The sequence below is a fragment of the Nitrosospira multiformis genome (assembly GCF_900111585.1).
GTDB lineage: Bacteria > Pseudomonadota > Gammaproteobacteria > Burkholderiales > Nitrosomonadaceae > Nitrosospira > Nitrosospira multiformis_B.
In genome coordinates this window covers 28,101-53,304 of record NZ_FOHI01000002.1, presented here as the reverse complement: position 1 = coordinate 53,304, position 25,204 = coordinate 28,101, and the positions used below count along the sequence as shown (strand labels likewise).

Sequence of the window (25,204 nt, the reverse complement as noted above, 5' to 3'; positions counted from 1 at the left end):
CTCGAACGACGCGACAGCGGATGATGGCCAAAAACAACGATTGCCCGACTGGAATCCTTATATTATAAAAAGATGACTAGTACGATTAATTTGGAGGGGAAGACCTTGAGTTCAACAATAGCGAAGTTGAACGCTCCGCTGACGCAAGCGTTTAACCCTCAATTATCAAGCGAGCAGCCGGCAGCTGCGATCCCCACACCTACTTATAACACTCAAGCTCAGAGATTAGCCGACTTCGACACCTTGATCGCTGCGCTCGAGTATGCGGCGGCAGGTACAGCGGGATATAACTTTTATGATGCCAAGGGTAATCTCCGCTCCGTTCTTCCCTATCAGGCATTAAGGCAAAATGCCCAAACAGCGGCGCGGCAGTTGCTCGGGCTTGGGTTGGCGAGAGGGGATCGTGTTGCGATTATTGCCGACACGACGCCGGAATTCGTGGAAATCTTTTATGCATGCCGCTATGCAGGACTGGTGCCTTATGCAATGCCTGTTCCTGTCAACCTCGGCAGCCATGCGGTCTATGTTCGGCAGTTGCGCGGAATGCTGGAGGCGGGTCAGGCAAGCGCCGCGCTGGCGAACGTTGACTATGTCGGTTTCTTGAAAGAAGCGGCCGAGGAGTCGCAACATCTGCGCTGGGTGGGAACGCCAGAGCAACTCGGGGAACTGCCGGCGCTGACTACTGAGCTCGCACCAAATAGTCCGGATGAAATCGCATACCTGCAATTTACTTCGGGAAGCACGCGCATGCCGCGTGGAGTAGTAATTACCGAAGGTGCACTGATGAGCAACCTTCAGGGCATTGTCCGTCACGGTCTGAATATCCGGGCAGGAGACCGCTGCGCATCCTGGCTGCCGTTTTATCATGACATGGGCCTGGTCGGCATGGTAATGGCGCCCATGGTGGCGCAGGTTTCCGTTGATTATCTGGCTACCCGTGATTTTGCAATCAGGCCGCTGCAATGGCTGCGCCTGATCAGCAGAAATCGCGCCACCGTCGCGTTCAGCCAACCTTTTGGGCTCAAGCTCTGTACACTTCGCGTGCGCGATTCCGACCTGGAAGATCTTGACCTCAGCAGTTGGCGTGCAGCAGGAGTCGGCGCGGAAATGATCCGGCCGGACACTTTGAGGAATTTTGCGGAAAAATTTGCGCCCGCCGGTTTTGACGCGCGCGCATTCCTCCCCTGCTATGGGCTGGCTGAATCGACGCTCGCCGTTACTTTCTCCGAGGTTGGCCAAGGTTTTCAGAGTCTGCGAGTCGACGCGGCAACCCTCGTTGACAGGAAAATGGCAGTACGATTACAGGTGGAAGGCCGGAAGTATAGTGAATTTGTCAACTGCGGCCGCGCCTTGCCGGAGCATATCGTCAAAGTGGTCGACGAGGCCGGCCAGCAGCTTCCTGATTTGCGCGTGGGCAGCGTACTCGTGCAGGGCAGCAGTATCATGACAGGTTATTTCAACAATCCGGAAGACACCTGCAAGACACTCAAACCCGGGAACTGGCTGGATACCGGTGATCTGGGGTTCCTCTTTGAAGGGGATCTATACATCACCGGGCGTCGCACCGATGTAATCATCGTCAATGGGCGTAATATCCGCGCGCAGGATATCGAGGAGCTTGCCGAACAGCAACCCGAGGTGAGAACGCGTGAAGCGTCTGCCTTCGGGGTTACTGACGCCAATGACGTCACGACCATTGTCCTGGTCATCGAATGCCGGCTTACCTCGATAACGGATCGCCAGTCCCTTACCAGCCGTCTGCAACGTCTGGTCTACATGGCGTTTGGCGTGAACTGCTTGGTGGAACTGGTTCCACCGCACACCCTGCCGCGTACTTCCTCCGGAAAACTGTCCCGTTTTGCGGCACGCCAGGGCTTTATCCAGCGAACGCAGATGACAGACCAGCTATCTGCCGAGTCCGGGGACAAATAATCGGCGTATGTCGGAGTCCTGGGTCGCCGTTACCGGCGCCACTGGCTTTATCGGAAATGCTCTGCTGCAGTCCCTGATAAAGGAAGGATGGAAAGTCAGGGCTCTGACAAGACGTGGGCGCGTCGATGACGGGTCCACGCAATGGATAGAAGGCGACTTACATAACCTCGATGCATTGCGAAAGCTCGTAACAGGTGTCTCGGCCGTTGTGCATTGCGCCGGTCAGGTTCGGGGAAGCTCTCTCGAGAGCTTTGTCCGTACCAATGTGGACGGTACGATCAACCTGATGCAGGCTTCTCTGGAACAAAACCCGCCTCCACGTTTCCTGCTGATTTCTTCTCTGGCCGCCCGGCAACCCGAGCTTTCCTGGTATGCCATGAGCAAGCACATGGCTGAACGATTGATAAATGAGCGTTCGGCTGGTATGGCCTGTGCCATTTTTCGTCCTACAGCTGTTTATGGCCCCGGAGATAAGGAAATGAGCCCGCTTTTCAGGATAACGCGCCGCGGTATCTTGCCAATGGTGGGACAACCTGACATGCGGTTTGGATTACTGCATGTCGCCGATCTGGTAGCAGCCATCACCTGCTGGCTTTCGACTGCCGTGCCGGTACAAGGTACCTACGAGCTTGATGATGGTAGGCCGGGAGGTTACGACAGCCAGGCAGTAGCCAATATTGCGCAGGAAGTGTGGAAACGCCCCGTATACTGCATCTTTTTCCCCGCACCACTGGTTTCATTGATCGCAAACGTCAACTTGTGGTCTGCCAGATTGCTAAGCTATTCACCTATGCTGACACCGGGAAAAGTGAGAGAATTGCGTCACCCCGACTGGGTTTGTGATATTGATCCCTTGACCCGGGCACTCCCTGATTGGCGACCCTGCATCCACCTTCGCGACGCTTTGCCACAAGCGGTCTAATTTCAATCATCGAATCATTTTGAATCCAGATGTTGAACGATTATAACGACGTTCTGCAAAAACTTTGCCATCACCTCAAACAGCTTGCCGGTCCGGAGGTGGAAATCACACCACAGACCGATCTTATTAACGAGCTGGCAATCGATTCTGTAAAATTGCTGAACCTGATCATGGAAATCGAGGACGAATTCGACATTTCCGTACCGATCAATGCTCTTGCGGATGTACAGACCGTTCATGAGCTCGCCAACTTGATCCATCGGATAAGGTCTCAAAAACAATGAGTTTGCTAGATAAGCTGGATGCCGTGGCGGCAGCGAGAAAAGCCTTGCTGCCTGAGGGTATTGAGGTTTTTGGAACGCCCATAGAAGAAGTTTATTCCTCGACCGAAGCCAGGATCGGGGACCATCGGATATTGTTTCTGGGAACAAATAATTATCTAGGCCTTACCTTCGCGCAGGAGTGCCGGGATGCAGCGCAGGAAGCGATTCACAGTGAAGGTACGGGTACAACCGGTTCGCGCATGGCCAATGGCAGTTACAGCGGCCATCGTGCCCTCGAGCGCGAGTTTGCCGAGTTTTATCAATGCCGGTCCTGCATCGTATTTACCACGGGGTATCAGGCCAACCTTGCGACCATCTCAGGCTTGGCCGGGCCCGGTGACATCGTTCTTATTGACGGCGATTCCCACGCAAGCATCTACGATGGCTGCCGGTTGAGCGGCGCCGAAATAATCCGCTTCAGACACAACGATGCAGCAGATCTGGAAAAGCGTCTCCGCCGCTTGGGAGAACGATCGCGCTCCACCCTCATCATTGCCGAGGGCATCTACAGTATGCTTGGAGACCGTGCGCCGCTGGCGGATATCGTCAAGGTAAAGGATGCGTATAACAGCACGCTTCTTCTTGATGAAGCGCATTCCCTGGGGGTACTGGGTGAGACCGGACAAGGTCTGGTAGAAGAAACAGGCCTCCTCGATAGAGTAGACTTCATCACAGGGACCTTCAGTAAAAGCCTGGGCGGGATCGGCGGCTACTGTGTGAGCAATCATCCGCAACTGGATCAGTTGCGCTATGTGAGCCGCCCTTATATTTTCACTGCCTCGCCTACGCCTGCCACCATCGCCTCAACCCGTGCAGCTCTCAGGCTGCTGAGGGAGGGTGTCGAATTACGCCGGCAACTCTGGAAGAATGTGCACCAGCTCTACTCGCAACTTAAGGAACTGGGTTATCGCCTGGGACCGGAGCCAAGCCCTGTTATCGCAACAATCCTTGAGACGCCGCAACAGGCGCTGGCACTGTGGAAAGGACTGCTTGAACATGGTATCTATGTGAATCTGGTTTTGCCACCCGCAACGCCGGAGGGCAATTCGTTGGTACGTTGCAGTGTAAGCGCCGTTCATACCAGCGAGCAGATGAATCATGTCGGCAAAACTTTCGCCAAGTTGCGCGAGACTATTTTCCAGTAAGGACCTTTTGTTTTTCAGACGCACGCATTGAAAGCCAGCCTGGAAAGGAAGATTCTCATCTTACTATCCTACCTTACACCATCCACTCCACGTTAGTCACCGGAGTATGCTGTAAGATCCGGAGTAGGCCCAATGACGAATAAAAAAACGGCGCCGAGGTCAAGAAGGGAAAATAGATAATCCCTTAAAACCCCGCCGCCGCTCGTTCAGAAGAATCCGCGGAAGTGCGTGCTTTTAATTTCGCGGATCGAGGATTGAATAGCGCTGATTCTGCCTTGCTCAGGACATTTTGGCGCTCGTCCGCCGACGCAGCAGAAAGAAGGCTGCTACGCCAGCCACACCCAGTATCAGCGCAATCTCTGTCATGCCGATACCACCGCCGTGTCCATCATGGCCACCACCTCCGCCCACATGTACGGGAATGCGTACCGCGGGAGTCATCTTACCGTCCTTCTCGGTTTCCAGCAGCAACGCGTACTGCCCTAGTTCTTCCAGGTTTACGGTAAATGTAATGCTTCCGGAAGGATAGGGTTTGGCAGGTATCGACATGATTTCATGCCCTTCCTCTCCATGCCCTTCCATCACAAGGCGCATCGCGATGGGAATTTCGCGGGATTCAGGATCGGTCAGATCCACCGTGAAATACAGCTCTCCGGTTTCGGGAACATGGTCACAATAGGCATGAGTGGGCGGAAGCTCGCCCTTGGGTTTCTCATAGGCGGTGAAGGATACAGGAAAGGCGCCCGATTTGATGGCACAATCGCCTGAATGGTGGCCTTCATGCGCAAGCATGAGTTGTGCATGGGCGGGAACAGCCACGAGAGCTATCATCATAGCCCCTGCCAGCCCGGCAGCCCACTCAAAAATTTTCTTCATAATATCTCCGGTTTTGTGTCCGCAATTTAATCTGACGCCCCGCACAAGCGGGAGCAATCGTCGATTGTATAACAAACCTGTCCGGAAAAGGAAACAGAGAATGTTCAGGCAACAGGCTGCGGAAGGGCGGAGAGAGATATATTCTGGCTGTTTTCTGCTGCCCGGAATATGCAGAGAGATTGCAATCGGCGTGCCGTCGCTTTCGCCTTTATGGAGTCAGAATTATCGGAAATTCCGGAAAGAAGCTGGCCGATAAGCCGGGTTCTGTCAAGGACAGTCATTCCTCTAGGCGTGCAGTCACCCGCACGCTCAAGCAACCTACCCGCAGGCTCAACGAGCAGCATCATCGCCTGCCTATTTGGTCTTGCTCCGGATGGAGGTTACCGCGTTTCACCGTAACTTAATACGCTCGTCTCTGTGGCCCTGTTCCTCACCTTACGGCGGCCGGCCGTTAACCGGCATCCTGCTCTGCGGAGCCCGGACTTTCCTCTCCCTGCACTCGTCACCGAGGACAGGCAGCGACTGTCTGGCCAGCTTCAGTCCAATGATAGCCTAAAGCCCGTGTCCGCCGCAAACCTCCGCTTTCCCCTGCCTCCAATGACCACGCTCAACGGAATAAAAATGCGTGCACGCAGTGAACTCGCAAAATGAAATATTCGGGTATGATCTTCCCGTTGCCAAACAGGTGGAATCATGAGACGAAGCGTACTGGTCATATCAGCCCTGATTTTTTGCCTTTCCGCGTGCGCGGGTCTCAGACCGCAGGAGCCGTTGCGAATCTCCGTTGCCGGGCTTGAACCTCTTGAAGGAAAAGGCATGGAGGCACGCTTTGCAGTCAGCCTGAGAATCCAGAACCATGGCGCCGTTCCGCTGGACTATGATGGCGTTGCGCTCGACCTGGATCTGCGGGGAATGAGCTTTGCCAGCGGAGTGAGCGATCAGCAGGGCACGATCCCCCGCTTTGGCGAAACGGTCATCATTGTTCCGGTAACGGTTCCTGCCACCGCTATCATTCGTCATGTATTCCGTCTGACTGCGGGCGATCACCGAAAGACCGATTACGAATTGCGGGGTCAGCTGGGTGCGCCGGGCTTTGCCATCGGACGCCATTTTGATGTAAAGGGTGAAATCACGCTCCCCGCCCTGCCAGCGGAGGAGGCCCGGTAAAAAACCCTCAGTCCGCGCGTTGAGTGCCGCCGCATTCAATCGGTTCTACCATTCCGGAGGAATACCGGGTGCGATATTGCTCCACAGCCGGCAGGTGATGCGCCAGATTCCGCTGCTCACGCAGGTAATCGACGATGTTTTCCAGATTGACGATGCTCGTGACAGGAATTCCATACATGCGGCGCACTTCCTGCACGGCGGAAAGCTCGCCTTTACCCCGCTCCATGCGGTCCAGGGCGATGGCCACCCCTGCGGGGGTGGCACCTGCGGCATGAATATACTCGACCGATTCCCGCACCGATGTGCCGGCGGAAATCACATCATCCACAATCAGCACCCGCCCGGCGAGAGGCGCGCCCACAAGATTTCCTCCTTCTCCGTGGTCTTTCGCCTCTTTGCGGTTGAAACAGAAGGAGTAGTTGTTGCCCCCGGCAGCCAGGGCAATGGCAATGGAACTTACGAGCGGAATGCCCTTATAGGCGGGACCGAAAAGCATGTCAAACGGAAGCTGGGCAGCAAGGATGGCTTTGGCGTAAAATTGTCCCAGCTTTCCGAGAGATTCCCCATCGTTGAACAGTCCCGCATTAAAAAAATACGGCGAAATACGTCCTGCTTTGGTTTGAAATTCGCCAAAGCACAGAACATTCCGGCCGATGGCGAACTCGATGAACTCCTTTCGAAAATCGGGCATGATAATGGCTTCGGGAAATCGACGTGCGAATTATAACGCTTAACTTCAACGGAATACGCTCCGCTGCCAACAAGGGTTTTTTCCGCTGGCTGGCTTTGCAGGACGCAGATATCGTCTGTGTGCAGGAACTCAAGGCTCAGGTGGGCGATATTACCGGGGAAGTGGTCTCCCCCGATGGCTACCACGGCTACTTCCACTGTGCTGAAAAAAGAGGATATAGCGGAGTGGGCATTTACACACGCCATAAACCGGGCAACGTGACCGAGGGAGTCGGCGTACCGGAGATCGATGCGGAGGGGCGTTACCTGCGCGTCGATTTCGGGCACCTGAGCGTCATCTCGATCTATTTTCCGTCCGGTTCCGCGGGTGAACATCGGCAGGCCGTCAAATATTTCTTCATGGAGCAATTTTTTCCCATGCTTAAGAAATTGGCAGCATGCGGCAGCGAGATTATTTTGTGCGGAGACTGGAACATCGCCCACAAGGAAATCGATCTCAGGAATTGGCGTTCCAACCAGAAGAATTCCGGCTTCCTGCCGCAGGAGCGCGCCTGGCTTACCGATGTGTTTCAGGAGCTTGGATTCGTTGATGTCTTCCGCCGGATAAATCCGGATCCGGACCAGTATACCTGGTGGTCCAACCGCGGGCAGGCCTGGGCGAAGAACGTCGGCTGGCGCATCGATTATCAGATCGCCACCCCCGGTATCGCAGTCAAGGCCAACGCGGTTTCGATTTACAAGACCGAACGTTTCTCCGATCATTCCCCGCTGATCATTGACTACGATTACAGCTTATCGCCTGATCCGGCGACTTGCCGCGAACCACCGATAATGCCGGAAATCCCCGCCAGAATGACTGATCCAGAATAATGCCCGCTACCCTTTCGAGTTGGCTGCACGCTTTTCGCATCTATACCCATCCCCGAGTGCTGGGAATGCTGTCTCTCGGCTTCTCGGCGGGATTGCCCCTGCTCCTGGTGATGGGCACGCTTTCCTTCTGGCTGCGGGAAGCGGGAATCGATCGTTCCACCATAGGCCACCTGAGCTGGATCGGGCTGGCTTACGGCTTCAAATGGATGTGGTCTCCACTCGTGGATCGCCTGCCTTTGCCATTATTGACGCGATGGCTGGGCCGGCGCCGCGCATGGCTTTTACTGTCACAAATCGTTATCGCGCTTGCCCTCATCGGCATCGCGCTTACCGATCCACTCCGAAATCTTTCGCATACAGTCTTTTTTGCCCTGGCGGCGGCCTTCGCCTCCGCAACCCAGGACATTGCCCTAGATGCATACCGGATTGAGGCGGTAGCACCCAGGCTCCAGGGCGCAATGGCAGCGACCTATCAGGCGGGGTATCGCCTGGCAATGATTCTGGCTTCCGCTGGCGCACTGTGGATAGCCGCCGCCGCAGGCTCATCAGCAGACATCTACGACTACGCGACCTGGCGTATCGCCTACCTGAGCATGGCCGCCTGCATGGCGGTAGGGATCATCACTACGCTCATCATCCGCGAGCCGGAGGTTCCTATCACCCGCCTGATTTCAGAAAATGAAGATCGCGCGAGGGCCGCCATTGCGCATTGGCGGATCAGCACGACGCTCAAGCAGATGCTGGCCTGGCTGTATGGAGCCGTGATCGCCCCTTTCCGCGACTTTATTGTCCGCTATGGCGGCCAGGCTCTGCTGATTCTCGCCCTGATCGCGGTCTACCGCATTTCCGACGTGGTAATGGGTGTCATGAGCAACCCTTTCTACGTCGACATGGGGTATACGAAAGACGAAGTGGCGACGGTTTCCAAGGTCTATGGCGTCCTCATGACTATCGCAGGCGCAGCGCTGGGTGGCGTTCTGACAGCAAAAATCGGCATCATGCGCACACTGTTTCTGGGAGGGGTTTTGTCCGCGGCAACCAATCTGCTGTTTGTCTGGCTGGCAGCACGCGGGCATGACTTGACTGGCCTGATCTTCACCGTATCGGCGGACAATCTCTCAGCCGGGATAGCATCCTCCGCTTTTATCGCTTATCTTTCCGGCCTGACCAATTCTGCCTATTCCGCTACCCAATACGCCCTGTTCAGTTCAGTGATGCTGTTATTGCCGAAATTTATCGCCGGATTCAGCGGAGACTTCGTGGATGCTTACGGTTATGCCAGCTTCTTTACCGGCACGGCGCTGCTCGGCCTGCCGGTGCTGGTTCTGGTCTGGCTGGCGGGCCGTGCAAGATTCGAGCGCGCAGAATTTCCGGGGAATTGAAGTTTTTCCGGAAAACAGCCTTCACGAAGTACCTATTTCTGCTGTTCGAACCGGTAAAAGGCTAACATTCCCAGCAGGTTGGGCATGAACGTGATCTGATGGTTTCCGCTCATTACCCTGCGTTCGAGAATGCGTGCGCCGTGCTGGCCGCAGAATTCCTCGAAATCACCCAGAGTGCAGTTATGAATATTGGGAGTATCGAACCATTGATAGGGCAGTGCTTCGGAAACCGGCATATGACCGGAAAGCACCTGCAAACGGTTTTTCCAATAACCGAAATTGGGGAATGACACGATGCCTTCCTTGCTTACACGGAGCATTTCCTTGATGATGTTCTCGGTATTTTTTACAGCCTGCAGGGTTTGCGAGAGCACCACGTAGTCAAACGACCCCGATTCAAAACTCTGCAAGCCGGACTCCAGGTCGCTTTGAATCACATTCACGCCGTTATTGAAGCAGGCCAAGACGTTGGCATCATCAATTTCCACTCCGTAGCCGCGCGAGCCACGGGAGTCCCGCAAAAAACGGATGAGCGAACCGTCGCCGCAGCCCAGATCGAGTACCTTGGACCCCGGTTTGACCCATGCTGCAATGAGGGCAAAATCGGGCCGGGCAGCATTAAGCGATGAATTCATGCCAGGGGATTTCTTCATACGACAACGTTATCCATGTAAGCCCGCACCAGCCTGTGATAATGCCGATCCTCCATGAGGAACGAGTCGTGGCCATGGCTGGATGTAATTTCGGCATAACTGACGTTCAGTTCGTTGTCCAGCAGCGCTCTTACGATGGCGCGCGAGCGCTCCGGGGAAAAACGCCAATCGGTAGTAAACGACAGCACCAGGAAATTCGCCTTGGCAAATCGGAATGCGGCGCTCAGGTCGTTGTTGTGCGGGAAGGCAGGGTCAAAATAGTCTAACGCCTTTGTCATCAGCAGATACGTGTTCGCATCGAACTGGCTGGCGAATTTATCTCCCTGATAACGAAGATACGATTCTATTTCGAACTCCACATCGTAACCGAAGGCAAGTGCTCCATTCCGCAGTTCCCGGCCGAATTTGGCCGCCATCGAGTCGTCCGAGAGGTAGGTGATATGCCCCAGCATGCGCGCCAGGCGTAATCCTCTCCGCGGAATGACGCCGTGTGAATAATAGTCGCCCCCATGAAAATCAGGATCGGTAATGATAGCCTGGCGTGCCACATCGTTGAATGCGATGTTCTGCGCAGTCAACTTTGCAGCCGCGGCGATGACCAGCGCGTGGCGCACCCTCTCGGGAAAATCAAGTGTCCACTGCAAAGCCTGCATTCCGCCAAGACTGCCGCCAGCCACAGCGGCAAACTGATCGATGCCCAGATAATCGGCAAGGCGGACCTGTGTCTGTATCCAGTCTTCCACTGTCACAACCGGAAAATTCGGGCCGTAACACTTTCCAGTCCTGACATCGATACTCGCCGGCCCGGTGGATCCATGACAACCGCCCAGGTTGTTTACCCCGATTACGAAAAATTTCTGAGTATCGATCGATTTGCCCGGCCCGATCATATTGTTCCACCAGCCGGCACTCTTGGGGTTATCGTCGTAAAGACCTGCAAGATGATGGTTTCCTGAAAGGGCGTGGCATACCAGTACGGCATTCGACCGCCCCGCGTTGAGCTCCCCGTATGTTTCGTACACCAGCTCGTAGCTGTCGAGCACCGCGCCGCTTTTCAAATGCAGAGGCGTGTCAAAACGCGCAACCTGTGGAGTAACAGTACTGAATGAATTCGAATCTTGCATGAGCATGAAAAAGGTCAGGAGGCTGACGTCACGATTTGTTCCTTCCCCAGCTCGGTCTTCAGAAAATTAAAACCGGCTTTGTGCAGGAATTCCCCTTCTGTCAAATAATCGCATCGCCTGATTGTAACCGGCAATTATAGTCGTACACACTGCTCATATACATCGGCATTCTGTGAAATGGAGCAGGGAACCGATCGTTCAACCGTTGAGCTTCGCCAGCAGTGCGTGAATTTTCTCCGGATCAGCGGTTTTCAGTATTTTTTGCGTGATCGGAATGAGGGCGGGCAGATTTGCGCGCAAGACTTCACGTTTTACGGTCAGCAGTTGGGCGGGGTGCATGGAAAACACCCGTAAGCCGAAACCGAGCAGCAGACGGGTAAACACCACATCCCCTGCGATCTCGCCGCACACAGACACGGGTATGCCTACCCGGTTCGCGCTGCGTATGACATGCGCGACCAACCGCAGCACCGCAGGATGCAGCGAATCATAGAGATGCGCGACACTGTCATCGGCGCGATCTATCGCCAGCGTATACTGAATGAGATCATTGGTGCCGATTGACAGAAAATCGAGCTTGCGCATGAAAATGTCAAGACTCAGCGCAGCGGCTGGAATTTCTATCATTCCTCCCACCTGCACTTTTTCGTCAAAAGGAATTTTTTCGTTACGCAGGCTTTGTTTGGCGCTCTCGATCAAATGCAGCGTCTGCGTTATTTCAGCAACATTGGAAAGCATCGGCACCAGAATTCGGATCTGCCCATAGCGCGAGGCGCGTAAAATAGCGCGCAACTGGATATTGAACATCTGGGGTTCAGCCAGGCTCAACCGGATGGCGCGCAGCCCCAGCGCGGGATTCGCCGCTACCCGTTTGGCATGGTCCAGGTTCTTGTCAGCGCCAAGATCGAACGTACGCACCGTTACCGGCATTCCCCGCATTTTTCGCGCCACGGTTCGATAAGCTTCGAATTGCTCTTCTTCATCAGGCAAGCTGTCCCGATTGAGGAACAGAAATTCACTCCGAAAGAGGCCGACGCCGGTCGCTCCATTTTCTTTGACCTGATCGACGTCCTGCGGCAACTCGATATTTGCATACAGTTCCACTATCGTGCCATCCAGCGTCGCCGCGACCGTCGTCCTCAAGCGCTTGAGTTTCTGTTTTTCCAGTTCCAGCTCGCTCTGGCGCAGCCGATATTCCGCAAGCACATGCTCGTCCGGATCTACGATGACCACACCCTGGTTGCCATCCACAATCAGAACGTCATTTTCCCGGATGAGGCGGCGGGCATGGTGAAGCGCGACGACGGAGGGGATGTTCAGGCTGCGAGCGACAATGGCGGTATGCGAAGTCAGGCCGCCAAGATCCGTCAGGAATGCAGTAAACGAATGCTGCTTGTATTGAAGCACATCGGCCGGACTCAAGTCGTGCGCTACCAGGACACTGTCGCCATCTCGTTTTTGCGAAGGGGGAATATATCCGGGATGTCCCAGCAATACCTTGAGAACGCGCTCCACCACCTGGATGACGTCCGTTTTACGTTCGCGCAGATAGGGGTCTTCTATTTCCTCGAACTGCGCCATCAATACCCCCATCTGCTGGGTAATGGCCCATTCGGCATTGCACTGATTCTGTGCAATATACGCTTTTGCCGCAGTCGAGAGCGTGGGATCATCCAGAATCATCCGGTGCAACTCGAGGAATGCTTCGTATTCGGCGGCCGCGGGTCCGCTGACGACCGTGTCGTGCAATGCCTGAAGCTCTTTGCGAACGGTTGTGAAAGCGGTATCCAGCCGGGAGATTTCATTGGTGACCTGATCCTCGGGCAGGACGTGGTGGGCGACCTCCAGCGCGGCATGAGACGCAAGATGGGCATGGCCTATGGCGATACCTCCCGAAACACCCACGCCATGCAGTACAAAGCTCATTCGCTTTCTCCGAAGCGATCCTCGATCAGTTGTACCAAGGCCTGCATTGCCTCAATCTCGTCTTCACCCGCGGTTTCAATGACCAGGGTCGCGCCCTGGTTCGCCGCCAGCATCATGACGCCCATGATGCTTTTTGCGTTGACTTTGCGATCGTTTCGGGACAACCATACATCGCTCCGGTACCGGCTGGCCAACTGGGTGAATTTGGCGGAAGCACGGGCGTGCATCCCCAGTTTGTTCAGGATCTTGATCTCTTTATATTGCATTTATCAACTTGGGTTTATACGAAAAACGCCGTCCCGTCCGCCTGCCAGCGCCTTCTCCGCCACCGATTCCAACAGCTCGGCGCGATAGGTAAGCGCCCGCACCAGCATGGGTAGATTCACTCCCGCAAGACATATCACCCTTTCTGTGGAAGCAGCGAGCCGGGTGGCTATATTGCACGGGGTTGCGCCGCAGATGTCGCTCAATACCAGCACGCCTTCGCCGCTATCCAGTTCTCTTACCGATTCCACTGCTTTTGAAAGGATAACGTCAGGATCATCGTGAGGATGAATGGCAATGTGCGCCAGATCCGGCAATTTCTTTCCCATCACGTGGTTGGCGCTCTCGACAAGACTTTCGCCCAGATTGCCGTGAGAAATAATCAGAATCCCGATCATGGTATTGTCAGCACTCAGGCAACAAGAAGACAAAGACAACAGAATGGATCAACGCAGCATCTTTTCGAGGGCATCCACCATCATTCCAGCCACATTGAAGCCGGTCTGGTCTGAAATTTCCCTCATACCCGTAGGACTGGTGACATTGATCTCGGTAAGATAATCCCCGATGACATCCAGTCCCACCAGCATCAAACCTTCATTGAACAACGCGGGACCGAGTGCTTCGGCAATCTCACGATCCCGCGGACTGAGTGGCTGAGCGATGCCGGTAGCACCCACACTCAGATTACCCCGGAATTCTCCGGGCTTCGGGATACGGGCAAGTGTATAAGGGACGGGCTCGCCCGCGATCAACAGGATGCGCTTGTCTCCCTGGGTGATTTCGTGGATATACCGTTGAGCCATAATGGTCTTTGTACCGTAGTGCGTCAATGTTTCTATTATCACCCCGATATTGTGCTCCCCCCGGTGAACACGAAACACGCTTGCGCCACCCATGCCGTCAAGTGGCTTGAGAATGATGTCGTCGTGCTCTGCAAGAAAATGGCGAAGCAGGCTTTCGCTTCGCGTTACCAGCGTTTCCACGGCATACTCGGGAAACTTCGCCACCGCAAGCTTCTCGTTATGGTCGCGGATTGCGCGCGCGCTGTTGATGACATGGGCACCGCGCGTTTCAGCCAGTTCCAGCAAGTAAGTGCTGTAGATATACTCCATATCAAACGGCGGATCCTTGCGCATCAGTACGGCATCGAATTCCTGAAGCGGTATTTCTTCCGGCTCATCCACCCGATACCACAGCCGTCCCTGAGGGTCCTCACCGGTCAATTCGAGCGTGCGCGCGAAACCGACTGTATTCCCTCGCTGCCAAGCGAGGTCTCCCTGTTGCATCGAGAATAACGTGTGACCCCTTGCTGCCGCCTCGCGCATGATGGCCACGCTCGAATCCTTGCGCGTTTTGATTGAATCGAGGTGATCAAGAACAAAGGCAAATCTCATGAGTTATCAGGGGGATTATATGAGAATGGGATGAAGGTGAGGCATCAGGGGCGGGAGAGTGAACAAAACGTGCGTTATCAAACCAAAATGTGCGGGAGGCTGTTATCAGCATAGCATCTGGGGCAGATTGCTTGCCTCTTTCATCAAACCGGGGCGATTTTTAACGGACTCCCCCCTGCAGATGAGCCACTATCCATTTTCGGGATTCTTTTTCAAGGAAACTTCCCAAGGAAAATCCGGAGAAAATGAATGAATGAGACTGCACTAAGCCACGACGGCTTCGATTCTCGCCTCACTTTTTTCCAGTTCTTGTGCAGCCGCCAGCAAAGCCAGCCGGGCTATGACGCCATAAGCATAAAACCGGTTGGCGCTGCAACCCGGCTGCGCTTCCCGATCCGGTAGAAGACAGGTATCTTCGAATGCCAGCGGTACAAAATGCATGCCGGGAGCATTGAGATTCTCGTCGACGCCCCGCTCGGTATGCACCCGATAGAAACCACCGACGACATAGCGATCGATCATGTAGATGACGGGCTCCGCCACGGCATCGTCGACATTTTCAAACGTATAAACCCCTTCCTGCACCATGATATCGGTCACCGGCAATCCTTCTTTTACGACCGCCATCTTGTTGCGCTGTTTCCGGCTGAGTGTGCGCACCTCTGCGCCATCTTTTATGGTCATTATCCCCATTCCGTACGTACCGGCATTGGCCTTCACAATCACGAAGGGATCTTTCCTGACTCCATACTCGGCATATTTCTCCCGGATCTGGTGGAGGATTTCATCCACCGTATTGGCCACGCAATCTTCACCCTTTTTTTCGCGAAAGTTGATTTTTCCGCAGGAAGCGAAATAAGGATTGATAAGCCACGGGTCAATACCGATCAGGCTCGCAAACTGCTGGGAGACGTTATCGTAGGCGGTGAAATGATGGGATTTCCGCCGACTGGTCCATCCCGCATGCAGGGGAGGAATGATCGTCTGCTCGAGATTCCGCAGGACGGCTGGTGTGCCGGTGGAAAGGTCGTTGTTGAGAAGCACGACGCAGGGATCGAAATCTTCCAGAACGACCCGATCGCCCTTCCGCTGGATGGGTTCGAGCGTGAGCTTGTTTCCACCTGGCAGGTCGAGCGCAGTAGGTGCGGTAATCTCAGGGAGCAGGGTTCCGATACGGACATGAATGCCTGCGTGCCGCATGATTGCGTGCAAGGTCGCCAGATTTTGCAAATAAAAAATATTGCGCGTGTGACTCTCCGGAATCAGCAGCACGCTGCGCTCGCCGGTACAGATTTTATCGATTGCCGCCATCATCGCCTGGACGCATAAAGGCATGAATTCGCGGTTGAGATTATTGAAGCCGCCTGGAAACAGGTTGGTATCGACGGGCGCCAGCTTGAACCCGCTATTGCGCAAATCCACGGAGCAGTAAAAAGGCGCAGCATGCGTCTGCCATTCATTGCGCAACCATTGCTCGATCGAAGGCATGGCATTGAGGATGCATTTTTCAAGATCAAGAATGGGACCGCTCAAGGCAGTATCAAGATAGGGGGTAGGCATGAAGGAAGCGGGCTTAACAGGAAACGGCGATTGTAACATCAGGAAAGCAGGGAATAAGCCGCTCCTCCCACAAAGCTGGGGCGTCTGGACAATGTGTGGCCAGATTATTTCAGTTCACCCAAGGTACGCAATTCCGGATCGAAAGCGGTCTGGTATTTCTCGGGAAGTCCAGCTACCGCCATGCTCGCTTCGTACTCGTCCGGATAAAGGCCGTAGGTGACGATAAACCCGGTCTTGTTCCTGGAAAGGGGAGAAACATAAATATTCGACAAATCAACCAGCGCACGGGCTCGCACCAGAAACCGCTCTATGCGATCAGGCTGGACATTGCTGGTGGTGTATAGCACGATAGTGTACAGATTCCGGTCCGCCTTGGAGAAAGCTCCGAGGGTCGCCTCGACCCGTTGTTTCAGCAGCTTGTACTCCGCCAGATCGACTCCTGCAATAGTGTTTGCTGCATCTCCAGCGGGCTGATCTTCGACAGAAAGCCCGCTTCGTGCAGCCGTGCCTGTCGCCGCTGCCTTTCCGCTTCCGGGGGGGGTTTTATCAGTTCCGATCTTGGCGACAGTTTCCTTATTTGCCCTATCCTTATCCGTAGCGGTCTTATCCGTAGTAGTCTTGGCGGTGGTGTTGCTGGCAGGGGGTATCTTTCCCCCGGATTCCTTGCTGCTCCCGCCGGTGGGAAGCGGAGTGGCGGCGGAAATGGAAGAGGAAGATGGAGCGTTTGCGAGAACGTTTGGGGGAGTGGTCGTGATCGTTGTAGGATAAATCGTGGCAGCGGGAGCAGACAATGTTGACGGCGCCGCCGCTTCAAACGGCACGGAAGCAGAGGCATTGTCAATGCCTGCCGATTGAGGATGCGAGGCTTGCCAACCCGCGACACCCAGCACTATTACGACTGCCGCACAGGATGCGGCGCCCCCGCCGGCTATAAGATGTCCCACGAAATCGGGGCGGTTGCGCTTGTCCCTCCAATCGAGATGCGGTTTGAGCCCGAGATCCGTTATCACTTTTCTGACATGAACCGCCTCCACGCTCGAAGCCTGCGCAAGAAACGCTGCTATCAGCGACTTGTCGGCGATCGTATTCAGCTGGCGCAACAGTCCGCCGGCGGCAACGTCGATCAATCGCAGCGCAGCAGGTGAAAAAATGTCCGGTCCTTCATAGCCTGCGATCGCGCTCATCCGATAGAGCAGATATTCGCTCGCGGCTTCGCGATCCAGTAGCTGCAAAACATAACGATGGCGAACCGCTTTTCTGATCTTGGTAAACTGCTGTGAAGCCAGGGTGCGTTCCAGCCCCGGTTCACCCACCAGAACGATCTGCAGTAATTTATGGTGGGATGATGTCCGTTCGTATAACAGCCACAGCGCTTCCAGCGTTTCTGCTGGCAGAGTATGCGCTTCATCTATCAGCAATACGACTTGCCTGTCCCCAGCCTGCACGGCGGCAAGAATCTCCTGCAGTTCATCGCCATCAGCCGGGGCGGGTGGAAGAACCAGACCTTCTTTCTCCGATTGAAGCTTCAATTCGTCCATTATGGAATTCAGTAAAGCTTCCTGCGATGGGTTTTTCTTTGCAGAATAAATAACCCGCATGCTATCGGACAGCCATTTCATCAACGTCTGGCATAGCACGGTTTTGCCGCTACCCGATTCGCCGGTGAGAGCAATCATCCCCTCTTCGCCTTCGCCGTGCGTCAATACATAAATAAGGGCATCCAGAGTTGCGCCTCGCCCTCCTCCTTCATAGAAACAGTCACGATCAGTGGCTGACGATTGAGAAAATGGCTGCCTGGATAAACCGAAATGATCAAGATACATTGCCGCCTCGTTGTCCGATCCGCCTTTGGGGTGGGTCTCGTAGGGTCGCTTGACTGCTGTCAAGAACTCTAATCAAGAATTCTGAATAAGATACACTATGGAACATAAAATTCCTTGATGAACCTGATATCCCATCTATACAAAAAACGGAACGAAACCATCCGTGAGCTTGGCTTCTAAAGGAGTTCCAAAGGAGCTTTAAACCTTGTATTGATCCCGCATGCTAGGGTATAGTTCGAATTTCGCCATTTATATCCAAGCGGAAGAGCGCGAACTCATCGTCGCCGCCGAAGGCGCAACCCCCCGGAATCGCTCAGGCGCAGATCATGTCGATCTTGATCCCTGATAACCGCTTGCGAAAAGGCAATCTGGAGAGTGCCAGCATTGGGCTGGCCACCGAAGGGGCAGACGGAGCAGGGAAAATCCTGCCCGTAATCTCTCAGGTAAAAAGGACAGAGGGGTGAGGTCATCAGGCGTGACCTCACCTTTTTTTTGGAATATCGATCTGTGAAAACAACTCCTCTAAATCAAGCCCACCGCGATATGAACGCCAAGATGGTGGATTTTGGCGGCTGGGACATGCCCCTGCATTACGGTTCGCAGCTTGATGAGCACCACAAGGTGCGCAGCGATGCGGGCATGTTCGATGTGTCCCATATGCTCGCCGTCGACATCGAGGGAGAGAGAGCGCGCGCGTTCCTGCGGCAACTGGTCGCCAACAATATAGACAAACTGACGCAGCCAGGCAAGGCGCTTTACTCCTGCATGCTCAACCCCGACGGCGGAGTAATAGATGATCTTATCATCTATTTTCTGACGGAATCGCATTTCCGGATGGTGGTCAATGCAGGGACCGCCGATAAGGATATGACATGGATGCTTTCGCAATGCGACAGGATAGCTCCCGGTCTCGAAATCACGCCCCGCAGGGATCTGGCAATGATCGCAGTGCAAGGTCCCAATGCCCGCGCCAAGGTGTGGCAGGTACTTCCGGGCTCACAGACGGACACGGAGAATCTGAAGCTGTTCCAGGCAGCCTTTTTTGACAAGTATTTTATCGCCCGCACAGGTTACACCGGCGAAGACGGTTTCGAGATTACGCTTCCGGCAACCGACGCCGCGAATTTCTGGAATAAACTCCACGCCGCGGGAGTGGCCCCCGCAGGCCTGGGGGCAAGAGATACCCTGCGGCTCGAAGCAGGCATGAATCTTTACGGGCAGGATATGGATGAAACCATCAACCCCCTGGAAGCGGGGCTGGGCTGGACGGTGGATTTGAAGAGCGATCGCGACTTCATCGGCAAGCAGGCGCTTCTGGACAAGCGGGTCACCCAGCAACTGACCGGCCTGGTGTTATTGGATCGCGGGGTATTGCGCAGCCATCAGAAGGTGGTTACAAAAAACGGCGGAGGCGAGGGTGAAATTACCAGCGGAGGCTTTTCGCCCACACTCAATCAGTCGATCGCCCTGGCGCGCCTGCCCCTGGGTGTATCTCCCGGAGACGAAGTTCAGGTCGTCGTTCGGGATAAAGAGTTGAAAGCGAAGGTCGTGAAATATCCTTTCGTCCGCAATGGCAAGATTCTCGTTTGATGAAACGGCAAAGCAATATCATTTAATTCTGGAGCAAAGACATGAGTATTCCGAATGATTTGAAATACACGAAATCCCATGAATGGGTGCGTCTCGAAGATGACGGCACGGCAACTATCGGTATTACCCAGCATGCTCAGGAGTTGCTTGGGGACATGGTATTCGTTGAAACTCCCGCAGTGGGCCGCCAACTCAAGCAAGGCGATGAATGTGCCGTAGTTGAATCGGTAAAGGCGGCAGCCGATGTTTACGCGCCGATTACGGGAGAAGTCACCGCCGCCAATCCGGAGCTCGCCTCCGCTCCGGAAAAAATCAACCAGGACGCCTATGCGGCCTGGCTTTTCAGACTGAAACCGGCAAACACCTCTGACCTGGAAAAATTGCTCGATTCTGGCGGATACCAGAAACTGCTCGAAAGCGAAGATCATTAATCAAATCACCTGAGGGAAATGGAACGGGACTTTTCTCCCGCTGTCATTTCCCCTGCCTTTACGCCTCACCGATGATTCACGGAACAAATCATGCCGTTCATTCCACATACTGAAGAAGATATACAAGCTATGCTCGCGAGCATCGGCGCAAACAGCATCGATGAGCTGTTCGATGAGATTCCACTCGCGCTGAAAACCGGTAGCCTGAAGCGGGTGCCGCCCGGCTTGAGCGAAATGGAAATATCGCGTTTGATGCTGGAGCGCGCCGAGCAGGATGGACGCTACCTGAACTTCATCGGCGCGGGCGCTTATGAGCACCATATTCCAGCGGCTGTCTGGCAGATTGCCACACGGGGGGAGTTCTACTCCTCTTATACGCCCTATCAGGCGGAGGCCAGCCAGGGGACCCTGCAATTGCTCTATGAGTACCAGACGATGATGGCGTCGCTGACGGGGATGGATGTTTCCAACGCCAGCATGTACGACGGCGCCTCCGCACTGGCGGAAGCCGCCCTGATGGCCGTGCGTTCGCACCGGACCTCGCGGCGGATTTTGATCCCGCAGACCGTTCACCCGGTCTATCGCAGTGTAGTTCGCGCCATTGTCAAAAACCAGGGAATTGAGGTGGTGGAGATTCCCTACGACAAGCTTTCCGGACAGACTTCGCTGGACGGGCTGAAAAACTTTGGCAGCGAAGAATTCGCAGCGCTCGTGATTCCCCAGCCGAACTTTTTCGGCGTGCTCGAAGATGTCGATGCACTCACCGACTGGGCTCAGAGCAGAGATGCTTTTGCCATCGCCGTTGTGAACCCCATGGCCCTGGCAATGCTGACTCCACCCGGCGAGTGGGGAGAGAAAGGAGCAGACATTGCCGTGGGCGAAGGACAGCCATTGGGCATTCCCTTGTCCAGCGGAGGACCGTATTTCGGTTTTATGGCCTGCAAGCAGCCCCTGGTGCGCCAGATGCCGGGCCGCATTATCGGTCGCACGACGGATCAGGAAGGTAGCGATGGCTTCGTGCTTACACTCCAGGCGCGGGAACAGCACATCCGGCGATCCAAGGCCACCTCCAATATTTGTACCAATCAGGGACTCATGGTCACGGCGGCAACCATCTACCTGGCCTTGCTGGGCCCGGAAGGCTTGCGCCGGACTGCTGCCCAATCGCATGCAAATACGGCAGCGTTACTGGAAAAACTCGAAAGGCTGAAGGGAGTGAAAAGAGTATTCAGTGGTCCCCTGTTCCATGAAGCGGTTATCTCCCTGCCCCGTCCCGCTGCCAGCGTATTGCAGGCGCTCGAGAGCCGGCGGATATTGGGTGGACTCAATCTCAAGGAGTACTATCCGGAACTTGGAGATGCCGTGCTGGTATGCGCAACCGAAACGAAAACGTCCGCGGACATGGAGAATTACGTCACGCAACTGGGCGAAGTCATCAGGAATAGCACCGATATCGCATCGGACGTTTAGCAGCCACCCCACATCATAAAGGAGAAACAGTATGGTTACCCTAGCCGGCAATCCCATCAAAGTTGAAGGCACCTTCCCCAAGGTAGGCGACAAGGCACCCGATTTCTCTCTGGTAAACAGGGATTTGAAAGATGTTACCCTGGCTGATTTTGCGGGCAAGAAAAAAGTGCTCAACATTGTTCCCAGCCTTGATACCCCGGTCTGCGCCATGTCCACGCGCAAATTCAACGAGCAGGCCAGCAACATGGAAAACACGGTGGTGTTGATCATTGCTGCCGATCTGCCCTTCGCGATGAGCCGCTTTTGCGACATGGAAGGACTCGACAAGGTAGTACCGCTTTCCACGATGCGCGGCTCGGAATTCATGAAAAACTACGGGGTGGCGATTACGGACAGTCCTCTTGCGGGTATCACGGCCAGGGCTGTCGTGGTCCTGGATGAAAACGACAAGGTCACCCATGCGCAACTCGTGCCGGAAATCAAGGACGAGCCGGATTATGAGGCGGCGCTGAAGGCACTGGAATCCTGAGCAGGACAGGCATGTGGAATGCGTCGCCCCGGTTGATGAGACCGATATCCGGCGCCTGCGGAATGCGCGCCTTCCTTCTCGAGGCTCTGAGGTACAGGAAGCCGGACTTCTGCGACTCCTGCCTGTCAATATCTTTCAACACATTCACTTAGCAAACACCGGATTGAACCCATGCTGATATTTGAACATTCTCGCCCTGGCCGGCGCAATTATTCCCAATCTCCGAAAGCTGCGGAAGCAACGGATATTCCGGAGAAGCTATTGCGCAAGACCCTGCCGCTGCTGCCTGAAGTTTCCGAGATGGACGCGGTGCGCCACTACACACGGCTGTCGCAAAAGAATTTTTCGATAGACACGCATTTTTATCCGTTGGGTTCCTGCACGATGAAGTACAACCCAAGGGCGTGCAATTCAATTGCGATGCTGCCCCAGTTTCTGGCCCGTCATCCCAGATCGCCGGAAAGCACCGGCCAAGGATTTCTTGCGTGCATGTACGAGCTGCAGGAAATTCTGAAAGATGTAACCGGTATGGCCGGGGTAAGCCTTACGCCCATGGCGGGAGCACAGGGTGAACTGATCGGCATCGCAATGATACGCGCCTATCACGAGTCGCGGGGGGACACCGCCCGAACCGAAATCATCGTTCCGGATGCGGCTCATGGCACCAACCCTGCCACAGCGGTCATGTGCGGCTACAAGGTCGTTGAGATTGCCACCGACAAGGAAGGTAATGTGGACATGGCTGCCCTGAAAGCAGCGGTCGGTCCGAAAACGGCCGGGCTGATGCTGACCAATCCTTCCACGCTCGGTGTATTTGAAGAGAACGTCGCCGAGATGAGCAGGATTGTCCATCAGGCAGGCGGATTACTCTACTACGATGGTGCAAACCTGAACGCCATACTTGGCAAGGTCAAGCCAGGCGACATGGGCTTTGATGTCATTCACATCAATCTTCACAAGACGTTTTCCACCCCGCACGGCGGTGGAGGCCCAGGCTCGGCTCCGGTGGGTGTCGCACCGAGGCTGTTGCCGTTTATGCCTGTACCTATCGTGGCATTTGAAAACGGGACCTATCGCTGGCAAACGGAGAAGGATATACCGCAATCGATCGGAAGACTTTCGGCGCACATGGGTAACGCAGGGGTTCTGTTGCGTGCCTATGTGTACGTACGTCTGCTTGGCGCGGAAGGCATGCATCGAGTGGCCGAGTTTGCGGCACTTAACGCCAACTACCTGATGGCTGAACTGCGAAAGGCGGGTTTCGAGATCGCCTATCCCAACCGCAGGGCCAGCCATGAATTTATCGTTACCCTGAAGGACCTGAAGGAGAAAACCGGCGTCACCGCGATGAATCTCGCCAAGCGTCTGCTGGATAAGGGTTACCATGCTCCGACGACCTATTTTCCGCTCCTCGTACCGGAATGCCTGCTGATTGAACCCGCTGAAACCGAATCGAAGGAGACGCTGGATGCCTTCGTAACAGCAATGAAGGAAATCCTGGAGGAAGCCCATACGCAGCCGGACCTGGTGAAAAGCGCGCCTCATACCACGCCCGTCCGCCGGCTGGATGACGTAAAGGCCGCACGCGAGCCGGATCTGGCCTGGAAAGAACCCACGCGCAACATAAGCGTAACCAGGACTGAAACCCTCACCGCGATCCCCACCGTAAGCGTAGCTTAACGATTCAGACTTTCCGGGCGCTTCCTATGCATACCCTCATTTGCGGCTCCATCGCCTATGACACCATTATGGTATTCGGCGATCATTTCAGGAACCATATCCTGCCGGAGAAAATTCATATACTGAACGTTGCTTTCCTGGTGCCGGATATGCGCAGGGAATTTGGCGGCTGTGCCGGCAATATCGCCTACAATTTACAGATGATGGGAGGTTCTCCCCTCATTATGGCAACGGTGGGGGATGATTATCAGCCGTATGCGGAACGCCTTTCAGGTCTGAATCTGGCGCAAACACATATACGGCACGTGCAAGGCTCATTCACTGCCCAAGCGTTCATCACCACGGATCTGGCCGACAACCAGATAACCGCTTTTCATCCGGGAGCAATGAACAGTTCGCATGAAAATCACATCGCTGCTGCGGAAAACGTGAGCCTCGGCATTGTAGCGCCCGACGGGCGTGACGGCATGTTGCAGCATGCGCGCGAGTTTCATGAAGCAGGTATTCCCTTCATGTTCGACCCGGGCCAGGGGTTGCCCATGTTCAATGGCGAGGAGTTGATCGATTTCATCCACAAAGCGGACTATGTCGCCGCCAACGATTATGAGGGGCAGTTGCTGCAGGAACGAACCGGTCTCACGCTGGAGGCACTGGCGAAACTTGTAAAGGGATTGATTGTCACAAAGGGCGCACAAGGATCGACGGTTTATGCGGATGGTCAACAGATCGAGATCCCGTGCGTTAAGCCGGATAAGGTGGTCGACCCCACCGGTTGTGGCGATGCATATCGGGCAGGCTTGCTATATGGAATCGCCAAGGGAATGGATTGGCAAAGCGCTGGACGGCTCGGTTCGCTCATGGGGGCACTGAAAATCAGCCAGCGTGGTGGACAGAACCACCGCTTCACCCGGGATGAGATCGACCAGCGCTACTTTGAGGTTTTCGGAAACCGCATTCTATAGAATGAGAGGGCGCAATGAAACAGCACATTTTAGCCATAACCTTCCTCTGCTCAGGTGCGGTGCTTTTGAACGGTTGCGTTGCAGGACAAGGGGGAGGCGACTATGCTCGCGGCCAGGCGCGGCAGGAGCAGAGCGTGCGAACGGGTGTGGTCGAAAGCGTGCGTGAAGTAAGACTGGAAGGCACGCGCAGTGGTATCGGGACAGTAGCAGGGGGTGTGGCCGGCGGAATCGGTGGCGCTCAGATTGCGCATGGGTGGCTCGGCGCCTTGGGAGCCCTTGCCGGAGCAGTAGGCGGGGGTCTGCTTGGGCAGGTGGCGGAGGAAGGTGTAACCGGCGGGAAGGGAGTTGAAATTACGGTGAGACTCGACAACGGTTCCCTTGTGGCCATCACCCAGGCGGCCGACGAAGAATTCAGGCCCGGCGAACGGGTAAGGATTTTATCGGGTAACGGAGTCTCCCGCGTTACCCATTAGATGACCTTGATACTA

24 protein-coding genes, 1 other RNA gene and 2 riboswitches are annotated in these 25,204 nt (G+C 54.9%); of the genes, 14 read left to right on the top strand and 11 right to left on the bottom strand.

The window, feature by feature from the left end; translation table 11 throughout:
• Window positions 1-105: 105 nt before the first annotated feature.
• The 4 genes from BMW46_RS03335 to spt are packed head-to-tail and all read left to right on the top strand — an operon-like array spanning window position 106 to window position 4,322.
• Window positions 106-1,932: a fatty acyl-AMP ligase gene (locus BMW46_RS03335; RefSeq protein ID WP_074705627.1), complete on the top strand. Its 1,827-nt coding sequence runs from the start codon at window positions 106-108 to the stop codon at window positions 1,930-1,932.
• A 7-nt stretch (window positions 1,933-1,939) separates the two neighbouring features.
• Window positions 1,940-2,854: an NAD-dependent epimerase/dehydratase family protein gene (locus BMW46_RS03330; protein ID WP_074704734.1), complete on the top strand. Its 915-nt coding sequence runs from the start codon at window positions 1,940-1,942 to the stop codon at window positions 2,852-2,854.
• A 29-nt stretch (window positions 2,855-2,883) separates the two neighbouring features.
• Window positions 2,884-3,138: an acyl carrier protein gene (locus BMW46_RS03325; RefSeq protein ID WP_074704732.1), complete on the top strand. Its 255-nt coding sequence runs from the start codon at window positions 2,884-2,886 to the stop codon at window positions 3,136-3,138.
• Complete coding sequence (gene spt, locus BMW46_RS03320; protein WP_081355655.1) at window positions 3,135-4,322, top strand: serine palmitoyltransferase; 1,188 nt, start codon at window positions 3,135-3,137, stop codon at window positions 4,320-4,322. Before BMW46_RS03325 ends, spt begins: the two co-directional genes overlap by 4 nt.
• Window positions 4,323-4,601: 279 nt before the next feature.
• Here the strand turns inward: spt and BMW46_RS03315 are convergent, their stop codons facing one another.
• Both BMW46_RS03315 and rnpB read right to left on the bottom strand, forming a co-directional pair.
• On the bottom strand, window positions 4,602-5,198 hold the full coding sequence (locus BMW46_RS03315; RefSeq protein WP_074704729.1) for a hypothetical protein: 597 nt from the start codon (window positions 5,196-5,198) through the stop codon (window positions 4,602-4,604).
• A gap of 237 nt (window positions 5,199-5,435) precedes the next feature.
• An RNA gene (gene rnpB, locus BMW46_RS03310) (RNase P RNA component class A) lies at window positions 5,436-5,736 on the bottom strand.
• Window positions 5,737-5,891: 155 nt separating this feature from the next.
• Between rnpB and BMW46_RS03305 the strand changes: the two genes are divergently transcribed.
• Window positions 5,892-6,365 (top strand): LEA/WHy family protein, encoded by a 474-nt coding sequence (locus BMW46_RS03305; protein ID WP_074704726.1) that lies wholly within the window; start codon window positions 5,892-5,894, stop codon window positions 6,363-6,365.
• A gap of 7 nt (window positions 6,366-6,372) precedes the next feature.
• Here the strand turns inward: BMW46_RS03305 and pyrE are convergent, their stop codons facing one another.
• Complete coding sequence (gene pyrE / locus BMW46_RS03300; RefSeq protein WP_074704724.1) at window positions 6,373-7,056, bottom strand: orotate phosphoribosyltransferase; 684 nt, start codon at window positions 7,054-7,056, stop codon at window positions 6,373-6,375.
• Window positions 7,057-7,079: 23 nt separating this feature from the next.
• Here pyrE and BMW46_RS03295 point away from each other — a divergent pair, with 23 nt between their 5' ends.
• Together BMW46_RS03295 and BMW46_RS03290 are read left to right on the top strand one after the other, a co-directional pair.
• Complete coding sequence (locus BMW46_RS03295) at window positions 7,080-7,925, top strand: exodeoxyribonuclease III (protein ID WP_256376936.1); 846 nt, start codon at window positions 7,080-7,082, stop codon at window positions 7,923-7,925.
• Window positions 7,925-9,307 carry an AmpG family muropeptide MFS transporter gene (locus tag BMW46_RS03290; RefSeq protein WP_074704721.1) on the top strand — a complete coding sequence of 461 codons (1,383 nt, stop codon included), beginning with the start codon at window positions 7,925-7,927 and terminating at the stop codon, window positions 9,305-9,307. The genes BMW46_RS03295 and BMW46_RS03290 overlap by 1 nt, the downstream gene beginning before the upstream one ends.
• Window positions 9,308-9,339: 32 nt before the next feature.
• Here the strand turns inward: BMW46_RS03290 and metW are convergent, their stop codons facing one another.
• The 8 genes from metW to BMW46_RS03245 form a co-directional block, all read right to left on the bottom strand.
• Entirely contained in the window at window positions 9,340-9,942 is a 603-nt protein-coding gene (gene metW, locus BMW46_RS03285; protein WP_074705622.1) for a methionine biosynthesis protein MetW, read from the bottom strand.
• Window positions 9,943-9,956: 14 nt separating this feature from the next.
• Window positions 9,957-11,090, bottom strand: coding sequence for a homoserine O-succinyltransferase MetX (metX, locus tag BMW46_RS03280; RefSeq protein WP_074704718.1), 1,134 nt, complete (start codon window positions 11,088-11,090; stop codon window positions 9,957-9,959).
• A gap of 192 nt (window positions 11,091-11,282) precedes the next feature.
• Window positions 11,283-13,010, bottom strand: a complete 1,728-nt coding sequence (gene ptsP, locus BMW46_RS03275; protein ID WP_074704715.1) for a phosphoenolpyruvate--protein phosphotransferase — start codon at window positions 13,008-13,010, stop codon at window positions 11,283-11,285.
• On the bottom strand, window positions 13,007-13,276 hold the full coding sequence (locus tag BMW46_RS03270; RefSeq protein WP_074704713.1) for an HPr family phosphocarrier protein: 270 nt from the start codon (window positions 13,274-13,276) through the stop codon (window positions 13,007-13,009). Before BMW46_RS03270 ends, ptsP begins: the two co-directional genes overlap by 4 nt.
• Window positions 13,277-13,279: 3 nt before the next feature.
• Window positions 13,280-13,672 carry a PTS sugar transporter subunit IIA gene (locus tag BMW46_RS03265; RefSeq protein WP_074704710.1) on the bottom strand — a complete coding sequence of 131 codons (393 nt, stop codon included), beginning with the start codon at window positions 13,670-13,672 and terminating at the stop codon, window positions 13,280-13,282.
• Between the two features lie 48 nt (window positions 13,673-13,720).
• The gene (gene gshB / locus BMW46_RS03260; RefSeq protein WP_074704707.1) at window positions 13,721-14,671 is read right to left on the bottom strand and encodes a glutathione synthase; all 951 of its coding nucleotides are present in this window, start codon (window positions 14,669-14,671) and stop codon (window positions 13,721-13,723) included.
• Between the two features lie 264 nt (window positions 14,672-14,935).
• Window positions 14,936-16,231, bottom strand: a complete 1,296-nt coding sequence (gene gshA, locus BMW46_RS03250; RefSeq protein WP_074705620.1) for a glutamate--cysteine ligase — start codon at window positions 16,229-16,231, stop codon at window positions 14,936-14,938.
• Window positions 16,232-16,335: 104 nt separating this feature from the next.
• The gene (locus BMW46_RS03245; protein WP_143049082.1) at window positions 16,336-18,117 is read right to left on the bottom strand and encodes an AAA family ATPase; all 1,782 of its coding nucleotides are present in this window, start codon (window positions 18,115-18,117) and stop codon (window positions 16,336-16,338) included.
• A gap of 187 nt (window positions 18,118-18,304) precedes the next feature.
• Window positions 18,305-18,391: riboswitch (glycine riboswitch) on the top strand.
• A gap of 21 nt (window positions 18,392-18,412) precedes the next feature.
• Window positions 18,413-18,520, top strand: a riboswitch (glycine riboswitch).
• A 41-nt stretch (window positions 18,521-18,561) separates the two neighbouring features.
• Between BMW46_RS03245 and gcvT the strand changes: the two genes are divergently transcribed.
• From gcvT to BMW46_RS03210, 7 genes are all read left to right on the top strand, one after another.
• Window positions 18,562-19,644, top strand: coding sequence for a glycine cleavage system aminomethyltransferase GcvT (gene gcvT, locus BMW46_RS03240; protein WP_074705617.1), 1,083 nt, complete (start codon window positions 18,562-18,564; stop codon window positions 19,642-19,644).
• Window positions 19,645-19,685: 41 nt separating this feature from the next.
• Entirely contained in the window at window positions 19,686-20,075 is a 390-nt protein-coding gene (gcvH, locus tag BMW46_RS03235; RefSeq protein ID WP_074704700.1) for a glycine cleavage system protein GcvH, read from the top strand.
• A gap of 90 nt (window positions 20,076-20,165) precedes the next feature.
• Complete coding sequence (gcvPA, locus tag BMW46_RS03230) at window positions 20,166-21,545, top strand: aminomethyl-transferring glycine dehydrogenase subunit GcvPA (RefSeq protein ID WP_074704697.1); 1,380 nt, start codon at window positions 20,166-20,168, stop codon at window positions 21,543-21,545.
• 31 nt (window positions 21,546-21,576) lie between these two features.
• The gene (tpx, locus tag BMW46_RS03225) at window positions 21,577-22,074 is read left to right on the top strand and encodes a thiol peroxidase (protein WP_074704694.1); all 498 of its coding nucleotides are present in this window, start codon (window positions 21,577-21,579) and stop codon (window positions 22,072-22,074) included.
• 162 nt (window positions 22,075-22,236) lie between these two features.
• On the top strand, window positions 22,237-23,754 hold the full coding sequence (gene gcvPB, locus BMW46_RS03220) for an aminomethyl-transferring glycine dehydrogenase subunit GcvPB (RefSeq protein WP_256376962.1): 1,518 nt from the start codon (window positions 22,237-22,239) through the stop codon (window positions 23,752-23,754).
• Window positions 23,755-23,780: 26 nt separating this feature from the next.
• Window positions 23,781-24,716 (top strand): carbohydrate kinase family protein, encoded by a 936-nt coding sequence (locus BMW46_RS03215; protein WP_074704689.1) that lies wholly within the window; start codon window positions 23,781-23,783, stop codon window positions 24,714-24,716.
• Window positions 24,717-24,730: 14 nt separating this feature from the next.
• Window positions 24,731-25,189, top strand: coding sequence for an outer membrane lipoprotein (locus tag BMW46_RS03210; protein ID WP_074704686.1), 459 nt, complete (start codon window positions 24,731-24,733; stop codon window positions 25,187-25,189).
• The last annotated feature ends 15 nt before the right edge of the window (window positions 25,190-25,204 follow it).

Bases quoted from the DNA above. Each gene is read 5' to 3' on its own strand.
- gshA (WP_074705620.1), bottom strand. From the start codon at position 16,231: ATGCCTACCCCCTATCTTGATACTGCCTTGAGCGGTCCCATTCTTGAT.
- BMW46_RS03210 (WP_074704686.1), top strand. From the start codon at position 24,731: ATGAAACAGCACATTTTAGCCATAACCTTCCTCTGCTCAGGTGCGGTG.
- BMW46_RS03290 (WP_074704721.1), top strand. From the start codon at position 7,925: ATGCCCGCTACCCTTTCGAGTTGGCTGCACGCTTTTCGCATCTATACC.
- spt (WP_081355655.1), top strand. From the start codon at position 3,135: ATGAGTTTGCTAGATAAGCTGGATGCCGTGGCGGCAGCGAGAAAAGCC.
- metX (WP_074704718.1), bottom strand. From the start codon at position 11,090: ATGCTCATGCAAGATTCGAATTCATTCAGTACTGTTACTCCACAGGTT.
- BMW46_RS03330 (WP_074704734.1), top strand. From the start codon at position 1,940: ATGTCGGAGTCCTGGGTCGCCGTTACCGGCGCCACTGGCTTTATCGGA.
- BMW46_RS03265 (WP_074704710.1), bottom strand. From the start codon at position 13,672: ATGATCGGGATTCTGATTATTTCTCACGGCAATCTGGGCGAAAGTCTT.
- pyrE (WP_074704724.1), bottom strand. From the start codon at position 7,056: ATGCCCGATTTTCGAAAGGAGTTCATCGAGTTCGCCATCGGCCGGAAT.
- BMW46_RS03315 (WP_074704729.1), bottom strand. From the start codon at position 5,198: ATGAAGAAAATTTTTGAGTGGGCTGCCGGGCTGGCAGGGGCTATGATG.
- tpx (WP_074704694.1), top strand. From the start codon at position 21,577: ATGGTTACCCTAGCCGGCAATCCCATCAAAGTTGAAGGCACCTTCCCC.
- gcvPA (WP_074704697.1), top strand. From the start codon at position 20,166: ATGCCGTTCATTCCACATACTGAAGAAGATATACAAGCTATGCTCGCG.
- BMW46_RS03270 (WP_074704713.1), bottom strand. From the start codon at position 13,276: ATGCAATATAAAGAGATCAAGATCCTGAACAAACTGGGGATGCACGCC.
- BMW46_RS03215 (WP_074704689.1), top strand. From the start codon at position 23,781: ATGCATACCCTCATTTGCGGCTCCATCGCCTATGACACCATTATGGTA.
- metW (WP_074705622.1), bottom strand. From the start codon at position 9,942: ATGAATTCATCGCTTAATGCTGCCCGGCCCGATTTTGCCCTCATTGCA.
- BMW46_RS03325 (WP_074704732.1), top strand. From the start codon at position 2,884: ATGTTGAACGATTATAACGACGTTCTGCAAAAACTTTGCCATCACCTC.
- gshB (WP_074704707.1), bottom strand. From the start codon at position 14,671: ATGAGATTTGCCTTTGTTCTTGATCACCTCGATTCAATCAAAACGCGC.
- ptsP (WP_074704715.1), bottom strand. From the start codon at position 13,010: ATGAGCTTTGTACTGCATGGCGTGGGTGTTTCGGGAGGTATCGCCATA.
- BMW46_RS03305 (WP_074704726.1), top strand. From the start codon at position 5,892: ATGAGACGAAGCGTACTGGTCATATCAGCCCTGATTTTTTGCCTTTCC.
- gcvH (WP_074704700.1), top strand. From the start codon at position 19,686: ATGAGTATTCCGAATGATTTGAAATACACGAAATCCCATGAATGGGTG.